The sequence below is a fragment of the Nioella sediminis genome (genome assembly GCF_001879695.1).
Lineage (GTDB): Bacteria > Pseudomonadota > Alphaproteobacteria > Rhodobacterales > Rhodobacteraceae > Nioella > Nioella sediminis.
The window spans coordinates 222,516-240,358 of sequence record NZ_MNBL01000041.1 but is presented as its reverse complement, the minus strand read 5'-3'; the positions used below and the strand labels follow the sequence as shown (position 1 = coordinate 240,358).

The 17,843-nt window shown below is 64.5% G+C and carries 18 protein-coding genes; 8 read left to right on the top strand and 10 right to left on the bottom strand.

Features of this window, described 5'->3' with window-relative positions:
• Window positions 1–452, bottom strand: a 452-nt coding sequence (locus BKY26_RS06295) for a thioredoxin family protein (protein WP_131541783.1), incomplete at its 3' end; no start/stop codon positions are given.
• Between the two features lie 128 nt (window positions 453–580).
• Between BKY26_RS06295 and BKY26_RS06290 the strand changes: the two genes are divergently transcribed.
• Entirely contained in the window at window positions 581–1,219 is a 639-nt protein-coding gene (locus tag BKY26_RS06290) for an SGNH/GDSL hydrolase family protein (RefSeq protein WP_071689538.1), read from the top strand.
• 85 nt (window positions 1,220–1,304) lie between these two features.
• Here BKY26_RS06290 and BKY26_RS06285 read toward each other — a convergent pair whose 3' ends face one another.
• On the bottom strand, window positions 1,305–2,093 hold the full coding sequence (locus BKY26_RS06285; protein WP_071689537.1) for an exodeoxyribonuclease III: 789 nt from the start codon (window positions 2,091–2,093) through the stop codon (window positions 1,305–1,307).
• Between the two features lie 382 nt (window positions 2,094–2,475).
• Between BKY26_RS06285 and BKY26_RS06280 the strand changes: the two genes are divergently transcribed.
• Window positions 2,476–3,828 (top strand): lysophospholipid acyltransferase family protein, encoded by a 1,353-nt coding sequence (locus BKY26_RS06280; protein WP_158514307.1) that lies wholly within the window; start codon window positions 2,476–2,478, stop codon window positions 3,826–3,828.
• A 6-nt stretch (window positions 3,829–3,834) separates the two neighbouring features.
• Here BKY26_RS06280 and BKY26_RS06275 read toward each other — a convergent pair whose 3' ends face one another.
• From BKY26_RS06275 to BKY26_RS06265, 3 genes are read right to left on the bottom strand one after another with little or no spacing between them, the layout of a single operon-like run.
• Window positions 3,835–4,683 carry a fumarylacetoacetate hydrolase family protein gene (locus BKY26_RS06275; RefSeq protein WP_071689535.1) on the bottom strand — a complete coding sequence of 283 codons (849 nt, stop codon included), beginning with the start codon at window positions 4,681–4,683 and terminating at the stop codon, window positions 3,835–3,837.
• Window positions 4,680–5,615 carry a ketopantoate reductase family protein gene (locus BKY26_RS06270; RefSeq protein WP_071689534.1) on the bottom strand — a complete coding sequence of 312 codons (936 nt, stop codon included), beginning with the start codon at window positions 5,613–5,615 and terminating at the stop codon, window positions 4,680–4,682. The genes BKY26_RS06275 and BKY26_RS06270 overlap by 4 nt, the downstream gene beginning before the upstream one ends.
• Window positions 5,612–7,156: a trimethylamine methyltransferase family protein gene (locus BKY26_RS06265; protein WP_071689533.1), complete on the bottom strand. Its 1,545-nt coding sequence runs from the start codon at window positions 7,154–7,156 to the stop codon at window positions 5,612–5,614. The genes BKY26_RS06270 and BKY26_RS06265 overlap by 4 nt, the downstream gene beginning before the upstream one ends.
• 125 nt (window positions 7,157–7,281) lie before the next feature.
• On the opposite strand from BKY26_RS06265, the gene BKY26_RS06260 reads away from it, so the two are divergent.
• The 6 genes from BKY26_RS06260 (at window position 7,282) to BKY26_RS06235 (ending at window position 14,063) form a co-directional block, all read left to right on the top strand.
• Complete coding sequence (locus BKY26_RS06260; RefSeq protein ID WP_071689532.1) at window positions 7,282–8,178, top strand: LysR substrate-binding domain-containing protein; 897 nt, start codon at window positions 7,282–7,284, stop codon at window positions 8,176–8,178.
• A gap of 61 nt (window positions 8,179–8,239) precedes the next feature.
• Window positions 8,240–9,079 carry a flagellar motor protein MotB gene (locus BKY26_RS06255; protein WP_071689531.1) on the top strand — a complete coding sequence of 280 codons (840 nt, stop codon included), beginning with the start codon at window positions 8,240–8,242 and terminating at the stop codon, window positions 9,077–9,079.
• Between the two features lie 96 nt (window positions 9,080–9,175).
• Window positions 9,176–10,477 (top strand): flagellar hook protein FlgE, encoded by a 1,302-nt coding sequence (locus BKY26_RS06250; RefSeq protein WP_071689530.1) that lies wholly within the window; start codon window positions 9,176–9,178, stop codon window positions 10,475–10,477.
• A gap of 21 nt (window positions 10,478–10,498) precedes the next feature.
• Window positions 10,499–11,953 (top strand): flagellar hook-associated protein FlgK, encoded by a 1,455-nt coding sequence (flgK, locus tag BKY26_RS06245; protein WP_071689529.1) that lies wholly within the window; start codon window positions 10,499–10,501, stop codon window positions 11,951–11,953.
• Window positions 11,954–11,955: 2 nt separating this feature from the next.
• Window positions 11,956–12,966: a flagellin gene (locus tag BKY26_RS06240; protein WP_071689528.1), complete on the top strand. Its 1,011-nt coding sequence runs from the start codon at window positions 11,956–11,958 to the stop codon at window positions 12,964–12,966.
• A complete protein-coding gene (locus BKY26_RS06235) occupies window positions 12,963–14,063 on the top strand; it encodes a flagellar basal body P-ring protein FlgI (protein ID WP_071689527.1) in 1,101 nt (366 codons plus the stop codon). Before BKY26_RS06240 ends, BKY26_RS06235 begins: the two co-directional genes overlap by 4 nt.
• Before the next feature lie 11 nt (window positions 14,064–14,074).
• Here BKY26_RS06235 and BKY26_RS06230 read toward each other — a convergent pair whose 3' ends face one another.
• Genes BKY26_RS06230 through fliF form a run of 5 tightly spaced genes read right to left on the bottom strand, consistent with a single transcriptional unit; the run spans window position 14,075 to window position 17,797 of the window.
• Window positions 14,075–14,521: a hypothetical protein gene (locus tag BKY26_RS06230; protein ID WP_071689526.1), complete on the bottom strand. Its 447-nt coding sequence runs from the start codon at window positions 14,519–14,521 to the stop codon at window positions 14,075–14,077.
• A gap of 11 nt (window positions 14,522–14,532) precedes the next feature.
• Window positions 14,533–15,261: a flagellar type III secretion system pore protein FliP gene (gene fliP / locus BKY26_RS06225; RefSeq protein ID WP_193600173.1), complete on the bottom strand. Its 729-nt coding sequence runs from the start codon at window positions 15,259–15,261 to the stop codon at window positions 14,533–14,535.
• Complete coding sequence (locus BKY26_RS06220) at window positions 15,254–15,541, bottom strand: FliM/FliN family flagellar motor switch protein (protein ID WP_071689525.1); 288 nt, start codon at window positions 15,539–15,541, stop codon at window positions 15,254–15,256. Before BKY26_RS06220 ends, fliP begins: the two co-directional genes overlap by 8 nt.
• A complete protein-coding gene (locus BKY26_RS06215) occupies window positions 15,534–16,136 on the bottom strand; it encodes a PX domain-containing protein (RefSeq protein ID WP_071689524.1) in 603 nt (200 codons plus the stop codon). The genes BKY26_RS06220 and BKY26_RS06215 overlap by 8 nt, the downstream gene beginning before the upstream one ends.
• On the bottom strand, window positions 16,133–17,797 hold the full coding sequence (gene fliF, locus BKY26_RS06210) for a flagellar basal-body MS-ring/collar protein FliF (protein ID WP_227434949.1): 1,665 nt from the start codon (window positions 17,795–17,797) through the stop codon (window positions 16,133–16,135). Before fliF ends, BKY26_RS06215 begins: the two co-directional genes overlap by 4 nt.
• Window positions 17,798–17,843 lie beyond the last annotated feature (46 nt).

Genomic DNA, 17,843 nt, shown 5'->3' with positions numbered 1-17,843 from the left:
GCCTCGCCATCGGCCAGCATCTGCTCGGCGGCCTCGACGGCCTCGCCAAGCCCGCCATCCCCGGCCAGACCGGTCAGCTTGTCGATGAAGGCCTTGATCTCGGATTGCGGCACCGCGCCCTGGAACATGTCGACCGGGCGGCCCTGGTAGAAGGCCACGACCGTCGGGATGGATTGCAGCGGCAACCCCTGCTGCGCCAGGGCCTGTGCAAGCCGCTGGTTCTGGTCCACGTCGATCTTGACCATCTTCACCTTGCCCTTGGCGGCGGTGACGGCGGCCTCCAACTGCGGGCCGAGCGTTTTGCAAGGTCCACACCAGGTGGCCCAGAAATCCACGACAACCGGCACCTCCTGGCTGGCCTCGACGACCACTGCCATGAAGTTATCTTCGGTTCCGTCAACGATCAGATCTCCGGCAGCAGGGCCGGGCTGAAGTCCATCGAGTTCGAGCATCTAAGCCCCCTTCACATTTGTCACGACCTATATGGGCCGCGCGGGCGGAAAGGCCAAGGGGGTCAGATGGGCTTTGACGGGGGCAAGGCCGGGACATAGCGTTGCAGTCAGACAATGCGGAGCGTCCGATGACCAAGACCCTTTTGACCTTCGGTGACAGCAACACCCATGGCACACCCCCGATCGTGACCCCCGGCCTTTACGGGCGCTTCGGGCCGGAAGATCGCTGGCCGACAGTGGCGGCTATGGCGCTCGGCGCTGACTGGTCGCTGGTCGAGGAAGGGTTGCCGGGCCGCACCACGGGACTGGAAGACCCCATCATGGGCGCGCATATGAACGGGCAGGCGGGGCTGCGCATGGCGCTGGAAAGCCACGGGCCAGTGGATGTGCTGACGATCATGCTGGGGACGAATGACCTCAAGACCCGGTTCGCGCCCTCGGTCGACCGGATCACCGGCGGCGCGGCGGGGCTGCTGGATATCGCCCTGTCAGAGCCGATGCAGACCCGGCATGGCGGTTTCAGGGTGCTGCTGATCTGCCCGCCGCCGGTGGTCGAGACCGGCCCGATCCGGGATCAGTTCTGGGGGGCGGAGGCCGTGGGGCCGCATCTGGCTGCCAGCTTCTGCGCCCTAGCTGCCGCGCGGGGCGTGGGCTTCTTCGATGCCGGATCGGTGATCGAGGTCAGCAAGCAGGACGGCATTCATTTTGAGCCCGACGCGCATCGGATGCTCGGCGCGGCTTTGGCAGAGGTGATCGCCAAGCTCTGACCTGGGCGCAACCAAGCGGTTTGCAAACCGCTTCCAAGGGCCTTCGAAGGCCCTTCAAAAAGGCGCTTGCAAGCGCCTTCCCCGCTCACAAATCAAACGTCGCGAAAACCGGCGCGTGATCCGAGGGTTTCTCCCACCCCCGCGCCTCGCGCAGGATGCGGCTGGAATGCGCAGCGTTCGCGATATCGGGTGTCGCCCAGACATGGTCCAGCCTGCGCCCTTTATCCGCTGCGTCCCAGTCCCGCGCGCGGTAGGACCACCAGCTGTAGAGCTGCCCTTCGGGGATATCGGCACGGGTTACGTCCACCCATTTGCCCGCCTCCATCACGGTGCCGAGCGTATCGACCTCCACCGGCGTGTGGCTGACCACCTTCAGAAGCTGCTTGTGGCTCCACACATCATCTTCACGCGGAGCGATGTTCAGGTCCCCCACCAGAATGGACTTCTCCGGCGCGTCGAACTTGCCCCAGTCCCGCATATCGGCAAGGTAATCCAGCTTCTGGCCGAATTTATCGTTCACCTCGCGGTCAGGCACATCGCCCCCGGCGGGCACATAGAAATTGTGGATGGTCACCCCGTTTTCCAGCCGCCCCGCGATGTGACGTGCATGGCCGAGCCCCGCGAAATCGTGGCTTCCGGCCTCCTCCATCGGCATTTTGGACAGGATCGCGACGCCGTTATAGCCCTTCTGCCCCCGCGCCACCATGTGGCCATAGCCGAGGTTCTGGAAGATCTCGACCGGGATCTTGTCGACCGGGCTCTTGCATTCCTGCAGACAGAGGATGTCCGGCCCTTCCTCGCGCAGCAGCTTGGCCACCAGATCGGCGCGCAGCCGGACAGAGTTGATGTTCCAGGTGGCAAGCGTGAAGGGCATGGGCACGGGTCCTGTGGGCAGATGGTTTGGAACTGTTTCGTGGTCATATCGCGGACAGTGGAAAAGCGCACGTCCTGAAAATACGTCAGATGTATCCCGAGCTTCACCGGCATACGGACCCCGGCTTTGAAACCGTTGCCGCGGGCCCGATACCGGCAACGCGGCCCGTTTCAGGCCCGGCGGGCGGCCTTCCCCTTGCAACCGGCGCAAGACAGGATACGCTGCTTTTCGAAAACCCATTTTCAACCACCGATACTAGCGACCTGCGGCCTGACATTCCGCGCGACTTTGAGCCAAGAATACCGAAATGACCACCGAACCCCGACCTGGCGGGGACCGCCCACGCCCGCTGACCGACCGCTTTTTGCGATGGCTCGGGCGATTGACCCTGGATGCTTTCTATCGCCGTATCGAGGTCGTCGGGATCGAGCGCTTCCCGATGGATCGGCCGGTGATCGTTCTGGCGAACCATTCCAACAGCCTTGTGGATGGCGCTGTCATCACCTCATTTCTGCCACGCATGCCCCGGTTTCTCGGGGCCAGTACCGTCTGGGACTACCGCCCGCTCCGCCCGCTTCTGAATGCCGCAGGGGTGGTACCGCTTTACCGCCGTCAGGATGGCCGAGCCGATCGGGGCAAGCTTGCTGACAGTTTCAGCAGCGCGTGTCAGTTGCTTGAAGCCGGTGGCGTTCTGGCGATCTTTCCCGAAGGGATCAGCCACAACAACCCGCGCGTGCTGCCGCTCAAATCCGGGGCGGCCCGCATCGCGCTGGAGACCGAAGCCCGCCATGGCCCGACCCGGTTGGCGATTGTGCCTGTCTGCCTGACATTCGAGGCTAAATACCGGGTCCGATCGCGGGCCTTGCTGGAAATCGGCGACCCTGTCGATCTGGCCTGCGAAGATGTCGAGGCCTTCGGTTCGGAAAGCCGGACAGGGCAGGCCGCAGCGGTGAAGGCCCTGACCGGTCGTCTCCATGATCGTCTGGACGCCATGACACCCGGACACGAAAGCTGGGAAGAGGCGCGGCTTGTTGCGCGGGCGGCCGAGATGATCGGCAATGCGGACCCGGACCTGACCGGAACCGGGCTGTACAGCATCGCCGAGATCCGGCGCGGCATCCATGACGGATACCTCTGGGTTCAGCAAACCCAGCCAAGCCGAACGGCTGCGCTGCGCCAACAGATCGCGGAATATGACCGCGCCCTGCGCAGTTCCGGCCTGCGCGACGATCAGATCGCGCATGGGGTTGCAGCCGGTGGGGCCTTTGACACTGGCAGAAAGCGGACCGCGCTGAAGACCGTCCTGCTGGCCCCCATTGCCCTGCTTGGCCTGGCGCTGAACCTGCTGCCCTTCTTCGTGCTGCGCATGCTGAGCCGCCGCAAGGACCTGGACAAGCGATCCACATGGTCGATTTTTGCGGGGTTCTTCGTGTTTCCATTCTTCTGGCTGGTCACGGCACTGGCCATAGGCCTTGTCGCTGCGGCCTACGGGGATGCAGCGACCGGCTGGATCTGTGGGGGCGTGATAATTCTGCTGGCCCCGGCCACGGGGCGGCCAACCCTGACCTTTCTCGACAATGCTGCCGCGATCTGGGCCGAGACACGGGCGCGCGTGCTGCTCAGGGGCAACTCTCGCAGGGCCATCGAACTGACCGCGCAACGCAGCCGGATCAGGGCGGAACTGGCGGCCCTGTCAGAGGAATACGCGGCGTTCTGCGAACAGGCCGAGGGTTAAGCCCGCTCAAACCGTGCCAACCCGGTTGCACAGGACACCCACACCGGGCACGTCGATTTCCAGCACGTCACCTTGCTTGAGGAAGCGTTGCGGGCTGCGACTGCCTCCGGTGCCATCGGGCGAGCCCATGGCGATCAGGTCGCCGGGATGCAACGGGATCATCTGCGAGATGTAGGAGATCACCTGCGGGATCGAGAAGAACATCTCGCTGGCGCTTGCATGCTGCACGATCTGGCCGTTCAGCCGCGTGGTCAGCTTCAGCGCCTCGGGCACGTCGATTTCATCGGCGGTGGTGATCCATGGCCCGCAGCCACCCGAGGCGGCGAAATTCTTGCCCGCATGCACCGAATGCTTCTGCCATTCGCGCACGGACCCGTCATTGACCACGGTAAACCCGGCGATATGGGCATGGGCCTGATCGGGGCTGATATGGCGCGCGGCCCGGCCAATGACGACACCGATCTCGCCTTCATAGTCAAAGCTCTCGGCGGCCTCTCCGACCGGGATTTCCAGCGGCGTGTCATGAGGGACGAGCGTGCCATCCAGCTTGGCGAAGAGGATGATGTTTTCTGGACGGGTCACGCTTTGATCCAGCGGGTAGCGCTTCGGGTAGTTGATACCCACGCAGATCACCCGCGCCGCGGGGTGGATCGGCAATCGCCAGGTGATGCCCGCCACCGGAACCGGCGGTTGGGCCAGTGCATCGGCGCGAAGGTCCGAGAGGGCCGCAGCGGCCAAGACATCGTTCAGATCGGGAAACCGCATGCGAAACCCGTCGCTGACCGGGTGCGCATTGTTCCCATCGATCAGGCCATAGGCCTCAACCCCATGCTGCTGCCAGCGTGCCAGTTTCATGCCTTGTCCTTTCCGAATGCCGTTTCGCGGGCGCGCACGATGGTGCTGAGCGTCTGGTTATAGGGTGTGGGCAGGCCGATCTCGGCGCCCAGAACCGGCACCATCCCGTTGATCGCGTCGATCTCTGACGGGCGGCCAGCCATATGGTCGAGCAGCATTGAAGGCCGCGCATGGGGCATCTGCGCGGCGAAGGCGGTGACATAGGCCTCCGGGTCATCGAAGGAGAAGGCGATGCCCTTGTGCAGACCGATAGCATAGGCCTCGCGCATGCAATTGAGAGCCATGGCCCGCGCCTCAGGGTTGTCCATCACCTCACCCACGGTACAGCCGATCACGGTGCAGGGGGCGGACAGGGTGACATTGCACAGGAATTTTTCCCAGATCAGCTGATTGATGTCGGCAAAGGCCTTCACGTTGAACCCGGCCCCCTGCCAGACCTCTGCCAGCCGTTCCAGCCGCTCGGTCATGCCGCCGCCCATTTCGCCGATGCGGATCAGCTTCATCGCATTGTGATGCGCGTGGCCCGGACCTTTCATCGAGGCCCCGAACCCATCCGCCACGCCAAGGATCACGTTGGCGGTGTTCATGTACTGGCCGATCCGCTCGCCCGCGCCAAGCCCGTTCTGGATGGTCAGGATCAGCGTTTCCGGCCCCACGCACCCGGTCAGCGCCCGCGCCGCTTCCCCGACGGCAGAGGCCTTGGTGGCGATGATCACCAGATCGACCATCGGAAGATCAGCTGGATCAGCGGCGGTGCGGATTGTCTTGACCAGCCGGTCGCCGCTGGCCCCTTCGACCCGCAGTCCGGTCGTGGCGATGGCGTCGAGATGCGCCTGCCACGGATCCACCGCCCAAACCTCGTGACCGGCATCGGCCAGCAGACCGGCATAGACAGAGCCCATGGCCCCAACTCCGAAAACGGCGATCTTCATGCGGGCCTCATTCTGGTTTGCGGCAGGCGGATATCGAAGCGTGCGCGCAGCGCCTCGTCGATCTCGGCCGGGATATGGCAGGGAAAATGCGATGCGAGGATCTCGCGCGCACGGGCATTGGCGGTGCCGCGAATATCGGGCGATCCGGCGGCGGCCCAGTCATCCGGGCTGCGCCGGTCGGATACGTCGGGATAAAGGAAATCGCTCTGCATCCGCTGGTAGGTTTCGGGGCGGCCAAGGAAATGGCCCTCGCCATGCGCCACCTCTGCAATCGCAGTCACGGACAGCGCGCTTTCGTCCATTTCGATCGGGGCCAGCGACCGCAGGATCACCCCGAGCATATCGTTGTCGATGATATAGGCCTCAAGCGAACAGGCCATCAGCCCGGCCAATGCCCCGCAGGCCTGGGTGATCATGTTGGAGCCCGTCTGTGCCGCCATGGACACGCTGAGCGATTTCTCGAACCCCGCCTGCGCGTCCGGCAGTTTGCTGTCCGTCGCGCCCGCGATGGTGGAATTCGGCAGGCCGTAGTGCCGCGCCATGCGCACGGCGGCGGACGTCAGCAAAGCCTGTTCGCCACAGCCGCCCGCCATGCCGCCGGTACGAAGGTCGGTCACCATGGGACGCGGACCAAAGATGATCCGCGCCTGCGGGTTGGCCAGCCATGCAACGATCACCCCCGCCAGCGTTTCGGCAATGGTCTGCGCTACACATCCGGCGATTGTCACAGGGCTGGAGGCCCCAAGCTGACCGAAGGTGTTGCACTGCATGGGAATGCCAAGCCGGGCAGCCAGGATCATTACCTCGCAGGCCTCTTCCGAGAAGCGCAGCGGCGGCACGACGTGGTTGATCGTCAGCGACAGAAAGGGCCGGTCCCGAAACGCCTCGGCGCTGCCCGAAATGGCAAAGCACATCTCGGCGATTGCCCGCACCGCTTCAGCGCTGGACGCGCTGACGACGACGTGTTTCGCCGTACCCGCCAAGGCCGCGTAGGCAGTGTTGACGTCAAGCGACAGGTCGTCATCCATGTCACGCGCCACGACCGGGCGGGCGAAAAAGTGGATGTTATCCAGCACATCCACTACGCGTGCGGCATCGTAGAGGTCGGCCAAAGTCGACGGTCTGTAGATGCCGCTGTCGATATCCACCATCTGCGGCGATGCCCCGCCGGTGCCCACATGCACCTGCTGACCGGTCAGCTGCATATCCAGCCCCGCTGCCCGGCCGCATAGCGTGACGTCCCGACCAATGCCTGCCAGTGCCCGGTCTTGCAGGTCACGCGGGAAGATCAGCCGGCCTTCCCCGGTCAGGCTGCCCCCGGCGGCGGTGACCAGATCCACCACGGCTTGCGGCGGCTCCGCCATGCCGACCTCGGACAGGATGGCGCGTGCGGCCGCGTCGATCCGCGCGATGGCGTCCGCGTCCAGCGGGTCCAGCCGTCCCCCGGACAGCCTGTTGCGGGGTGCGGGTTTGATTGCGTCATCCGCGTCACCGCTGCCACCTCGCCGCCGCCCTCTGCGTCGTGTTCCCGTCTGTGCCATTCCGGCGGTCACTCCTGTCCTGCTGTCTTCCGGATAGTTTCCAAACCGGAACAGTTGGACAAGCGACTATTGCAGGCTCTATGCATAAAGAAAACCTCATCCATAGCCCCCCTGCGGATCGCGTCATGAAACTTCCCAACAGGCGCCTGCCCCTGACCGCCTTGCGCAGCTTCGAGGCCGCGGCACGGCTGCTCAGCTTCAAGGATGCCGCGGCCGAGCTTTGTGTCAGCCCCACCACCATCAGCAACCAGATCCGCCAATTGGAACAGGACTGGGGCTGTCAGCTGTTCGTTCGCAAGACCCGCGCCGTGGTGCTGACCGATGCGGGCCGGTCACTGGCCCGCGTGGTCAGCCGCGCCTTCGATGACATCCGGGCCGAGGCCGAATCCCATATCAGCACACCGCGCAAGACCGTCACCCTTGCGGTCGGACCGATCTTCGGGTCCCGCTGGCTGATTCCCCGGCTTGGGCGGTTCCGCCAGCAGCACCCCGATATCGAACTTGTGCTGCACCACAGTCCCCGGATCACCAACGAGGCCGCGATGGTAACGCAGATTGCCGTGGATTGGGGAATCGGGAACTGGTCGGGACTGGATGCGCGTAAGCTGATGGAGATCAGCTACAGCCCGGTGGTCAGCCCCGCCCTGATCGAGCAGATGGGCGGGTTGACGACCCCCGCCGACCTTGCCCGCTTTCCGATCATTCATCAGCAGGACCGATCGGAATGGTCAGCATGGCTGGCATTGGCCGACTTGCCTGATCCGGGCTTCGCCGAGGAAACCGTCATCACCGACTCCAACGTTGTGCTACAGGCGGTCAAGGACGGCCTGGGTGTGGCGCTTGGCGTCTTTCCCCTTGTCGCGTCCGAGATCGAAAGCGGCGCGCTTGTCCAGCCTTTCGCGCAGATGCTGCGTCCGAGCCGGGCCTTTCACCTGCTGACGAGAAGCGGTGCGGCCCTGTCTCCCGAAGCGGGGAAAACCTGCGATTGGCTGATCAACGAAGCCAGTCAGAGCCCGCATTAAGCCTTCCTTCACCGCCCGCCGCTAGGCTGCCCGCTGACAGTCCCGTTGGGTGAGGCATGCCATGGCCGCGCAGAACGAATTGCGCCCGATCATCATCAAGAAGAAAAAGGTCAGCGGCGGCGATGGCCACCATGGTGGTGCGTGGAAGGTGGCCTATGCGGATTTCGTTACTGCGATGATGGCGTTCTTTATGCTGATGTGGCTGCTGAACGCCACGACGGAACAACAACGCAAGGGGATCGCCGACTATTTCAGCCCTACGGTACCCATTGCCCGAATCTCGGGCGGGGGCGACGGGTCTTTCGGCGGCGACAGCCCGTTTTCCGAGACCGTCGTCGCCCAGAACGGCACCGGGGCCTCTGACCGCCGCCCGACCGAGGGGCGGCAGGCCATGGGAATGGAAGGGACAGACCACAGCGCCGAGGAACTGGAACAGGCGTTGATGGAGGATATCGAGGATTCGCTGATGGATGGCGGCGGCGATGCGCGGGTGTCGGATGAGACGCTCGATCATGTCCAGACCCGCCTGACCGATCAGGGGCTGGTGGTTGAGATCTTTGCCCGCCCCGGTACACCGCTCTTTGGCTCGGATGGCATCACGCCCGAGCCATGGCTGGAAGACCTGCTGGCCGTGATGGCAGAGCTTTTCGGAACCGTCACCAATGGCGTCGCGGTCGCGGCGCATGTCCGGTCCGACCCGATCGTGGTGGCGGAGGACACAACCTGGGACCGGTCCACCGCGCAGGCTCAGGCGCTTCGCACCGCGCTGCAACGCGTCGGGCTGAATGCGGAAAGGTTCCAGCGCATCACCGGGCACGCAGACCGAAGCCCGGCGGTCGCCGACAGCATGGCAATACGCAATGACCGGGTCGAAATAACCCTCCTGCGCAGCCTGCCCTGAGGGAAAACAGTTCGATTTTTATCTGTTAGGCCCCTGTTAAATCCGCCCGTGCTTGTCTGGCCCAAAGGACGAGATGCAGCAGAAAGGCGCATTCCAATGACGATTTCCTCCTCGCTCAATTCCGGGGTTGCCGGGCTCAACGTGAACGCCAGCCGCCTCGCCACGATTTCCGACAATATCGCGAATTCGGGCACATATGGCTACAAGCGCGCCGTGACCAACTTCCAGTCGATGGTGATCTCTCAGGGCCATGGCAGCTATTCCGCCGGCGGCGTCCGGGTCATCACCGGGCGCATGATCGAACAGCGCGGCACGCTGATCACCACCGACAACCCCACCGATCTGGCTATTGGCGGGCGCGGCATGCTGCCGGTCACCACGGCCGCTTCCCTGGAATCCCAGTCGGGCAATCAACCTGTGATGCTGGCTACCACCGGGTCCTTCCGGCCCGATGCCGATGGCGTGCTACGCACGGAAACCGGGCTGGTTCTGCTTGGCTGGCCCGCCGATGGCGATGGCACCATCCCCACCTTCCCGCGCGACACAACGGACGGGCTGGAACCGGTGCGCGTCCATACCAACCAGTTCGCGGGCGATCCCACCACCCAGATGGAGCTGACGCTGAACCTGCCCGCCACCGCGACCGAGGCGGGCGCATCGGGTGACACCGTCACCATGTCGACCGAGTATTTCGACAATCTCGGCACGTCCGAGGTGCTGGAGATCAATTTCACCCCGACCGTACCCGCCACCGGATCGTCGAATGAATGGACCATGGAGATCCGCGATTCCGCTTCTGGCGGGGCCGTGATCGGGGAATATACCCTGACCTTCGACGATGCGCGTGGCAGCGGCGGCAACCTGCTGTCCGTCACCGCAGTCACCGGCGGCGCCTATAACGGCACCGATGGCACGATCGAGGTCAATGTGAATGGCGGCCCGATGGAGCTCAATATCGGCATCATCGGCGAACCCGGCGGTTTCACGCAGCTGTCCGACAGTTTCTCGAACGCCCCCGTCGTCAAGGACGGCTCTCCGGTCGGCAACCTGTCGTCGGTGGAGGTCGATGGCGAAGGCATGGTCCACGCGATCTATGACAGCGGATTCACGCGCGTGATCTATCAGGTGCCGCTGATTGACGTGCCCAATCCCAACGGGCTGATCGCCCTGTCGAACCAGGCCTATCAGATCTCGCCCGACAGCGGATCGTTCTTCCTTTGGGATGCGGGCGACGGGCCGACCGGCGACATCGTGGGCTTCTCTCGCGAGGAATCCACAACCGATGTCGCGGGTGAGCTGACTCAGCTGATCCAGACGCAGCGCGCCTACTCCTCCAACGCCAAGGTCATTCAGACGGTGGACGAGATGTTGCAGGAAACCACCAATATCAAGCGCTGATCCGGGCGCTGAGGCCAGGTCATGACCATTTCCAGCGCCCTCTCTGCGGCCCTGACCGGGCTGACCGCGTCCAGCCGGGCCGCGTCGGTGGTGTCGGACAACATCGCCAATGCCCGGACAGAAGGGTTCGGCGAGCGCAGCCTGACCCTCTCGTCCATCGCCCATGGTGCGGGGCGCGGGGTGCAGGTTTTGGGCGTCACCCGCAGTTCGGATCCGGTCATTCTTGGCGAGCGTCGTTCCGCCGGGGCCGCGCAAGGCGACGCCGAGACCCGCGCCAGCTTCTTGCTGCGAATCGAAACGCTTATCGGCACGCCCGACAGCGATGCCAGCCTGCCCGCCCGGCTCGATACGTTCGAGACCAGCCTAGTTTCCGCCGCCAGCCGCCCAGATAGCCAAGCGCGGTTGGAGTCCGTCCTGAACGCGGCGCAGCAACTGGCGGGCACACTGAACGGCATCTCGGACGGTCTCCAGGATATCCGCCAGCAGGCCGATGCCCAGATCGCCACGGAGATCACCCATCTCAATCGAACGCTCGCCGCGATCCACGACCTGAATGGCACCATTCGAACATCCATCAGCCGGGGAGAGAACGCGCTCGGCCTGATCGACCGGCAACAGGTGCTTATCGACGGCATCGCCGATCTGGTTCCCATCCGCGAGGTCCGCAACGACGCCGGGATGGTCAGCCTCTACACCATCGACGGTTTGTCATTGGTGGACGGCCGCCCGGCGGAATTCGGCTTTTCCGCCACGCCGGCCATTGCGCCGCTGATGTCCCTGCAGAACAACGACCTGTCGGGCCTTACCGTGAATGGCCGTCCGATCAGCACCTCGGGCAGCTATGCGTCCTTGTCCGGCGGGCGGTTGGCGGCTCTGTTTGCCGTCCGGGACGATATTGCACCGCAGGCCCAGGCACAGCTCGATGGGCTGGCGCTCGACCTGACCGCGCGGCTGGATGACCCCGGCCTTGACCCGACCCGCGCCGCAACGGACCCGGGTCTGTTCAGCGACGATGGCCTGCTGGCCTCTGCGACCTATGAAAACGGTCTCGCTGCGCGCATCATGGTAAACGCCGCTGTCGATCCCGACCGGGGCGGTGCGCTCTGGCGGCTGCGCGACGGGGTTGGCGCGACGAGCGAAGGCGCCCCCGGCGATCCCACGCTGCTGCAAGGCATGCTCGATGCGCTGCAGATCGAACGCCCGACCGCCTCCGCGGCCTTCTCCGCCACCAGTCGCAGCATGGCCGAGCTTGCCTCGGACGTCCTGTCGCTCACCTCCATGGACCGGCAGTTTGCCGAAGCCCGCGCCGCCGAAACCTCGGGCAAGTTCACCGCGCTGCGCGAGGCCGAACTGTCGCGCGGGGTCGATACTGACCGGCAGATGCAACGCCTTCTGGAAATCGAGAATGCCTATGCCGCCAATGCGCGGGTGATCTCGACCCTCGACGACATGCTTGACCGATTGCTGGGGCTGTAGCGATGAGCATCATCTCCACGGGCGACATGGCCCGCAGTTTTCACCTTCGTCACCATCACCATCAGGTCAAGACCGACCTTTCGCGGCTGACGCAGGAACTGGCCAGTGGGCAGCACGCCGATACGGGCAGGGCACTCGGCGGGGACTTTTCTGCGCTTTCGGGGATAGAACGGGGGCTGCGCATGGTTGCCGCCTACAGCAATGCCGCGGCCGAGGCCGCATTGATGACCTCCGCCGTGCAATCGGCATTGGAGGCTTTGCAGGGCAACCTGTCAGACCTGGCCCCGGCGCTGTTGTCGGCCACCGGCACCGATACCCTGCAACAGATGATGCTGATGGCCGCCAGCGCCCCCGACCGGCTGAGCGCCATGGTCGGCTCGCTCAACCAGACCGTCGCGGGCCGGGCGCTGTTCTCCGGCGCCAATACCGATGAGGATGCGCTGATCCCGGTGGAGGACCTGCTGACCGCGCTGGAACCTCTGGCCACCGGTGCCACGGATGCGGCGGACCTGATCACGACGCTGAACAGCTGGTTCATGGATCCGGGCGGCGGGTTCGAAACACTGGCCTATCAGGGCAGCCCCGATCCCGCGCCGGGCTTCACCGTGGCTGAAGGCGAGACGATCCAGAACCCGATTTCCGCACTCGATCCCGGTGTTCGGCGCGGGCTGATGGGGATGGCGCTGGCCACTCTGGTGTCCAATGAAACAGGTAGTTTCAGCGATGATGAAAGGCGCCAGCTTCTGGAACGCGCCGCGCTCGACATGGCGTCTGGCAATGACGGGGTGACCGACCTTCGCGCCCGCGTGGGCCATGTTGAGGGCCAAATCGAGGCCGCCCAATTGCGGGGTGACACCACTCGCGGGTTGCTGGAACTGGAACGCAGCCGCCTGACCGGCGCCGATCCCTACACCACCGCCACTGAATTGCAGGAGGCGGAGACCCGGCTCGAAGCGCTCTACCTGCTGACCACACGCCTGTCCCGCCTCAACCTGACGGAGTACCTCAGATGATCCGCTTCCTGTTTTCGCTCATCCTGCTCTTCGCGCCGCTAGTGGCCCAGGCCACCCCGATCCGCATCAAGGATCTGGTGGAATTCGATGGGGTGCGCGGCAACGATCTGATCGGCTACGGGCTGGTCGTGGGGCTGAACGGCACTGGCGACGGCATCCGTAATTCCCCCTTCACCGAAGAGATCATGACAAACATCCTCGAACGGCTTGGCGTCAATATCTCGGGCGAGCAGTTCCGACCCCAGAACGTGGCGGCGGTGATCGTCACGGCCACGCTTCCCCCGTTTTCGCGGGCCGGGTCGCAGATCGACATCAATGTTTCGGCCATCGGGGACGCCGATAGTCTCATGGGCGGCACGCTGGTGATGACCCCCCTGACCGCAGCCGACGGCGAAATCTACGCTGTCGCACAAGGCACCGTCATCGCGGGCGGTGCGGTCGCGGAAGGCGATGCCGCCAGCGTGACAGAGGGCGTGCCGACCGCTGGCACCGTCCCCTCCGGCGCGCGGATCGAACGCGAGGTGGATTTCGAACTGTCGAGCCTCGAGACGATCCGCCTGGCCCTGCGGTCCCCCGATTTCACCACTGCCGCCCGGATCGAAGGTGTGATCAACACGGCCTATGGGCGGCCTGTCGCCGTCATGCTCGATTCCGGCACCGTCGCGCTGGATCTTGCGGCCACGCGCGAACCATCCGCCGCCCATGCCATGTTCCGCATCGAGAACCTGCTGGTAGAGCCCGAAAGCCGCGCCCGTGTGGTTGTCGATCAACGCTCGGGCACCATCGTGATGGGGGAAGATGTGCGTATCTCTCATGTCGCCGTGGCGCAGGGCAACCTGACCCTGCGCATTCAGGAGACGCCGATTGCCGTGCAACCGAACCCCTTTGCAGAGGGGGAAACCGTCGTCGTGCTCCGCACCCAGGCCGATATCGAGGAAGAGCCGGGCACCGGTCTGGCAGAGGTTTCTGGCGGTGCCTCCCTGTCGGAAGTCATCGCCGGTCTGAACGCGCTTGGGGTTTCTCCGGGCGACATGATCGACATCCTGAACGCGATCAACGCCGCCGGGGCGCTGCATGCGGAACTGGTTGTCAGATAACGGCAGCCAGGTCAGCCACGCAGATAGCGGATTGTCGCGCGCGCAACCGGCCCCGGCAAGGCGTGCAGCGCCTGCAACTGAAGGCCCCTGGGTTGATTCCGAAGCACCATGGCAATGACCGCCGGATGCTCTTTTTCCAGCGCCGCCTCATCCAGATGATCGGCAATGCGTGCAGTCAGGGGGGGCATTCGCATGGTGGGGCTCGGCGGCGGCGTCACTTTCCGGGACGGGTCTTCCTCGAACAGACCCTGTTTGCGAAACCGCTCCAGCAACGCGAGGCGATCGGCCTCTCCTCTGGCGTTTGCCTGCGTTCCCAGCCCGTCCACCTCTGTCGCCAGACCAGCCTTGCGCAACCGCTCCACCCCGGAGGGGCCAAAGAGATCCAGCAGGATGCGGGCCTTTCGGGCATAGCTTTCGTCGCGGATAGAGGGGGACTCGGATTGGGCCGGGTTGGGCATGGGATTCTCCTTCAAAAATAGCTGCGCACAAGGGCGCCCGTCACCAGCGCCCACCCATCTGCCACCACGAAGAAGGCCAGCTTGAAGGGCAGCGATACGATTGCGGGCGGGACCATCATCATCCCCATCGACATCAGGATCGCGGCGACGACGAGATCGATGATCAGGAAGGGCAGGAACACGAGAAACCCGATCTGAAAGGCGCGTTCCACCTCGCTCAGCATGAAGGACGGAATCAGGACTGAGGCGCCCGGATCATCGCCCTCGGGGATTTCGCGCAGGGAGGACAGGCTTTGCAGCGTCTCGGGGTCCACGCGCAGCATCATGAAACTGCGAAATGGCTCATAGGCGCGGGCCAAACCGTCCATGAGCTCCAGCTGGCCGTCCATCACGGGCCCGATCCCGGCCTGATAGGCGGCCTCGAACGTGGGGGCCATCACGAAATAGGTCAGGAACAGCGCAAGGCTCACGATCAGCATATTGGGGGGAGATTGCTGCAACCCGATGGCTTGTCGCAGGATCGACAGGACGGTCACCACGAAGGGAAAGCAGGTGATCATCACCGCAAGGCCCGGCGCGAGGCTGAGCACCGTGACCAGTGCAATGATCTGCAACGTGCGCGCGGTCAGCGTGTCGGCATCGCCCATGTCGATGGTTATGTCCTGGGCCGCCGCGGGAACGGCCAGCAATACCGCCAGTATTCCGGCCAGCACCAGCCGTCGGCGCAAGAGCTCAGCCATTGCCGCCATCGACCAGTTCGGTGATGCGCACGCCAAGCCCGCCATCCTCCGCCTCGACCAGTTCGCCGCAGGCGACCAGCCGGTCGCCGATGAACAGCTCCACCGGGTCTTCTATGCGGCGATCCAGCGGCAGAACATCCTCTTGTCCGAGCGCAAGGAGTTCGGAAACCGACGGCCGAGCACGACCGACCGTAACCCGGACTTCGACCGGGACGCTGCGCAGCTTGCCGGATATGCCGGACCCCTGAGGACCCTGATCCTGGGGGTTGGTATCAGCCATGGCGACGCTCCTGTTCGGGGGATGGGGACATGGTGAAATCTCGAATTGCCTCCGACATGCTGGACAGCAGGTCCGTAAGGTCTATTTCGCTGACTTCGCTGGCAAAATGCAGCGTCACCCGGCCATCGGGATATGCGGGTTCGGGGATGATCTGCATCTCTGTTTCCATGTATTTTTCCGCCAGCCAGTCGAGCTGCTTGCAGGTTGCGGGCGCCGCTTGCAGCCGGCAGTTGCCCGACCCGGTTGCGGCGATCATCGCGTCGATCTGATCGGACACGCGCGGCAGCACGGCATCGGCGGCCAGCTTCGGAAGGAAGCTGGTCAGGATCGAGGTCATCAGCCCGGACATGCCCTGCAAAACCTCCGCGCACGCTTCTTCGTAGGTGAACCGCAGATCGGTCAGGTTGCGTTCCAGATCGGCAGCGATTCTGTGGTCGGAGGCCGCTGTTTCGGAATTGGCATCGTCCCAGCCGGATTTGTACCCGGCCTCGTAGGCGTCCAACCGGATGGATTCCGCATCTGCATCCGACAATGCAGCATCGCTCGTGCGGGGGGAGGCCGTGAAATCCTCCAGCGACAGGGCGTGATATGTCATGTCAGTTCCTCATCTTCTTCCATCCAGGACCGCAGGATCTGAATCGTCTCCTCCTCCCGCTCCTCGATCAGGCGGCGCAGGCGCGCGACCGGGTCGGGGGCCTCTTCCATCGCGAGCACTTCAGGTGAGGGGAGCGTGTCGGGCGCGTCGCCCTCTGATCCATTGGATGGGGCCGCTGCATCTGCATCCAGGTTCTCGTCCACGGGGCGAGTGGCGGGATCAGATGGCGGCAGAATGCCAGGGACGGACCGGGGGCCAGCAGCTTGAGGGCTGACCGCTGGCAGTTCGGCCAATGGTGGCGGCCCCTCCATTTCTGGTGCTGTCCGCATCGCCGGGCGCAGGACGCCGAAGGCCACGGCCAGCGCCACACCGACAAGGGCAACCAGTTGCAGGATCCGCATCGGATCAAGACGCGACAGAAGAGAGGCGCCGCCGTCTTCTGTTCCGAGGGCCTCGCCCTGCGGCTCGAATACCATGGATTGCAGGGTCACGACGTCGCCGCGTGCTTCGTCAAAGCCCACGGCGGATTGCACAAGGTCGCGCAGAGATTGCAGTTCTGCCGCGTCGCGCGGCTGCTGCTGGACCACACCGTCGGGCCCCACGACCGGAACCGCATTCACCAGTACCGCCACCGTGATCCGCCGCACCGTTCCCGGCCCGCTTTCGGTTTCCCGCTGCGTTTCGGAAATGTCGTAGGTCACTCTCTCGCGGGTTTCGCTGGTCTGCGCCGAAGACCCGCCGCCACCCGCCGCAGCATCGCCTTCAGGCAGGTTCGAGGCGACGGTCACGGCGGCGTCCCCGGCATTGCGCGAGGTGTTGGCGCTTTCTTCCGAATCCGTGCCGATCACCACGCGGCTGTCGGGGTCGATGATCCGCTCGAACACCGTCTGGCGGGCGGTTTCCAGCTCCACGCTGACCTCGACCACGGCGTTTCCGGGGCCGACGCGGGCATTCAGCAGGCGTTCCACGTTACGGCGCAGGGTTTCTGACAGGGCATTGCTGTCCCCCGCCGAGGATTGTGCATCGTCATTTGCCAGAACCCGGCCGGTATCCGAATCGATGATCGTCACGTTTTCCGGCAGCAGCCCCGGAACGGCAGAGGCCACCAGATAGCGCAGCGCCTGAGCGTGGCCCGAGGAAATGCCGCCCGACACGGGCTGGATGCTGACCGATGCGGACGGGTCGCGCGCCGGGGCGAAGGGGTCGCTGGTCGGGGCAGCCAGGTGCACGCGGGCGGACCTGATACGGGGGCTGGCGGCGATGGTACGGGCCAGTTCACCTTCCTTGGCGCGCCAATAGGCAGCGTCGAACATCTGTGACGTGGTGCCGAAACCGGACAGCGAATCAAGCAGTTCGTATCCCGCAGCCCCAAGCGCCGGCAGACCCTCGCCTGCAAGGCTCATGCGCAGGGCGTCGCGTTCGGTTTCGTCCACATGGATCGAATCGCCGCGCACCTGATAGGCGATCCCGCGAGCCTCCAACGCGGTTATCACCTCGCCCGCGGCGGATGGATCGAGCCCGGAATAGAGCAACGCATAACTTGGCGTTCCCGCCATCCTGGTCAGCAAAAACAGGATCGTGACCAGCCCTGCAAGCCCCCCGATCAGCACCCCGCGCCGCCGGGCGTCCATCGCGCCCCATAGATCAAAGAGCTGCTGCACCTGTGTTTTCTCCTTCTGGTCGTTCTGACCTGACAGGGCCGATCAA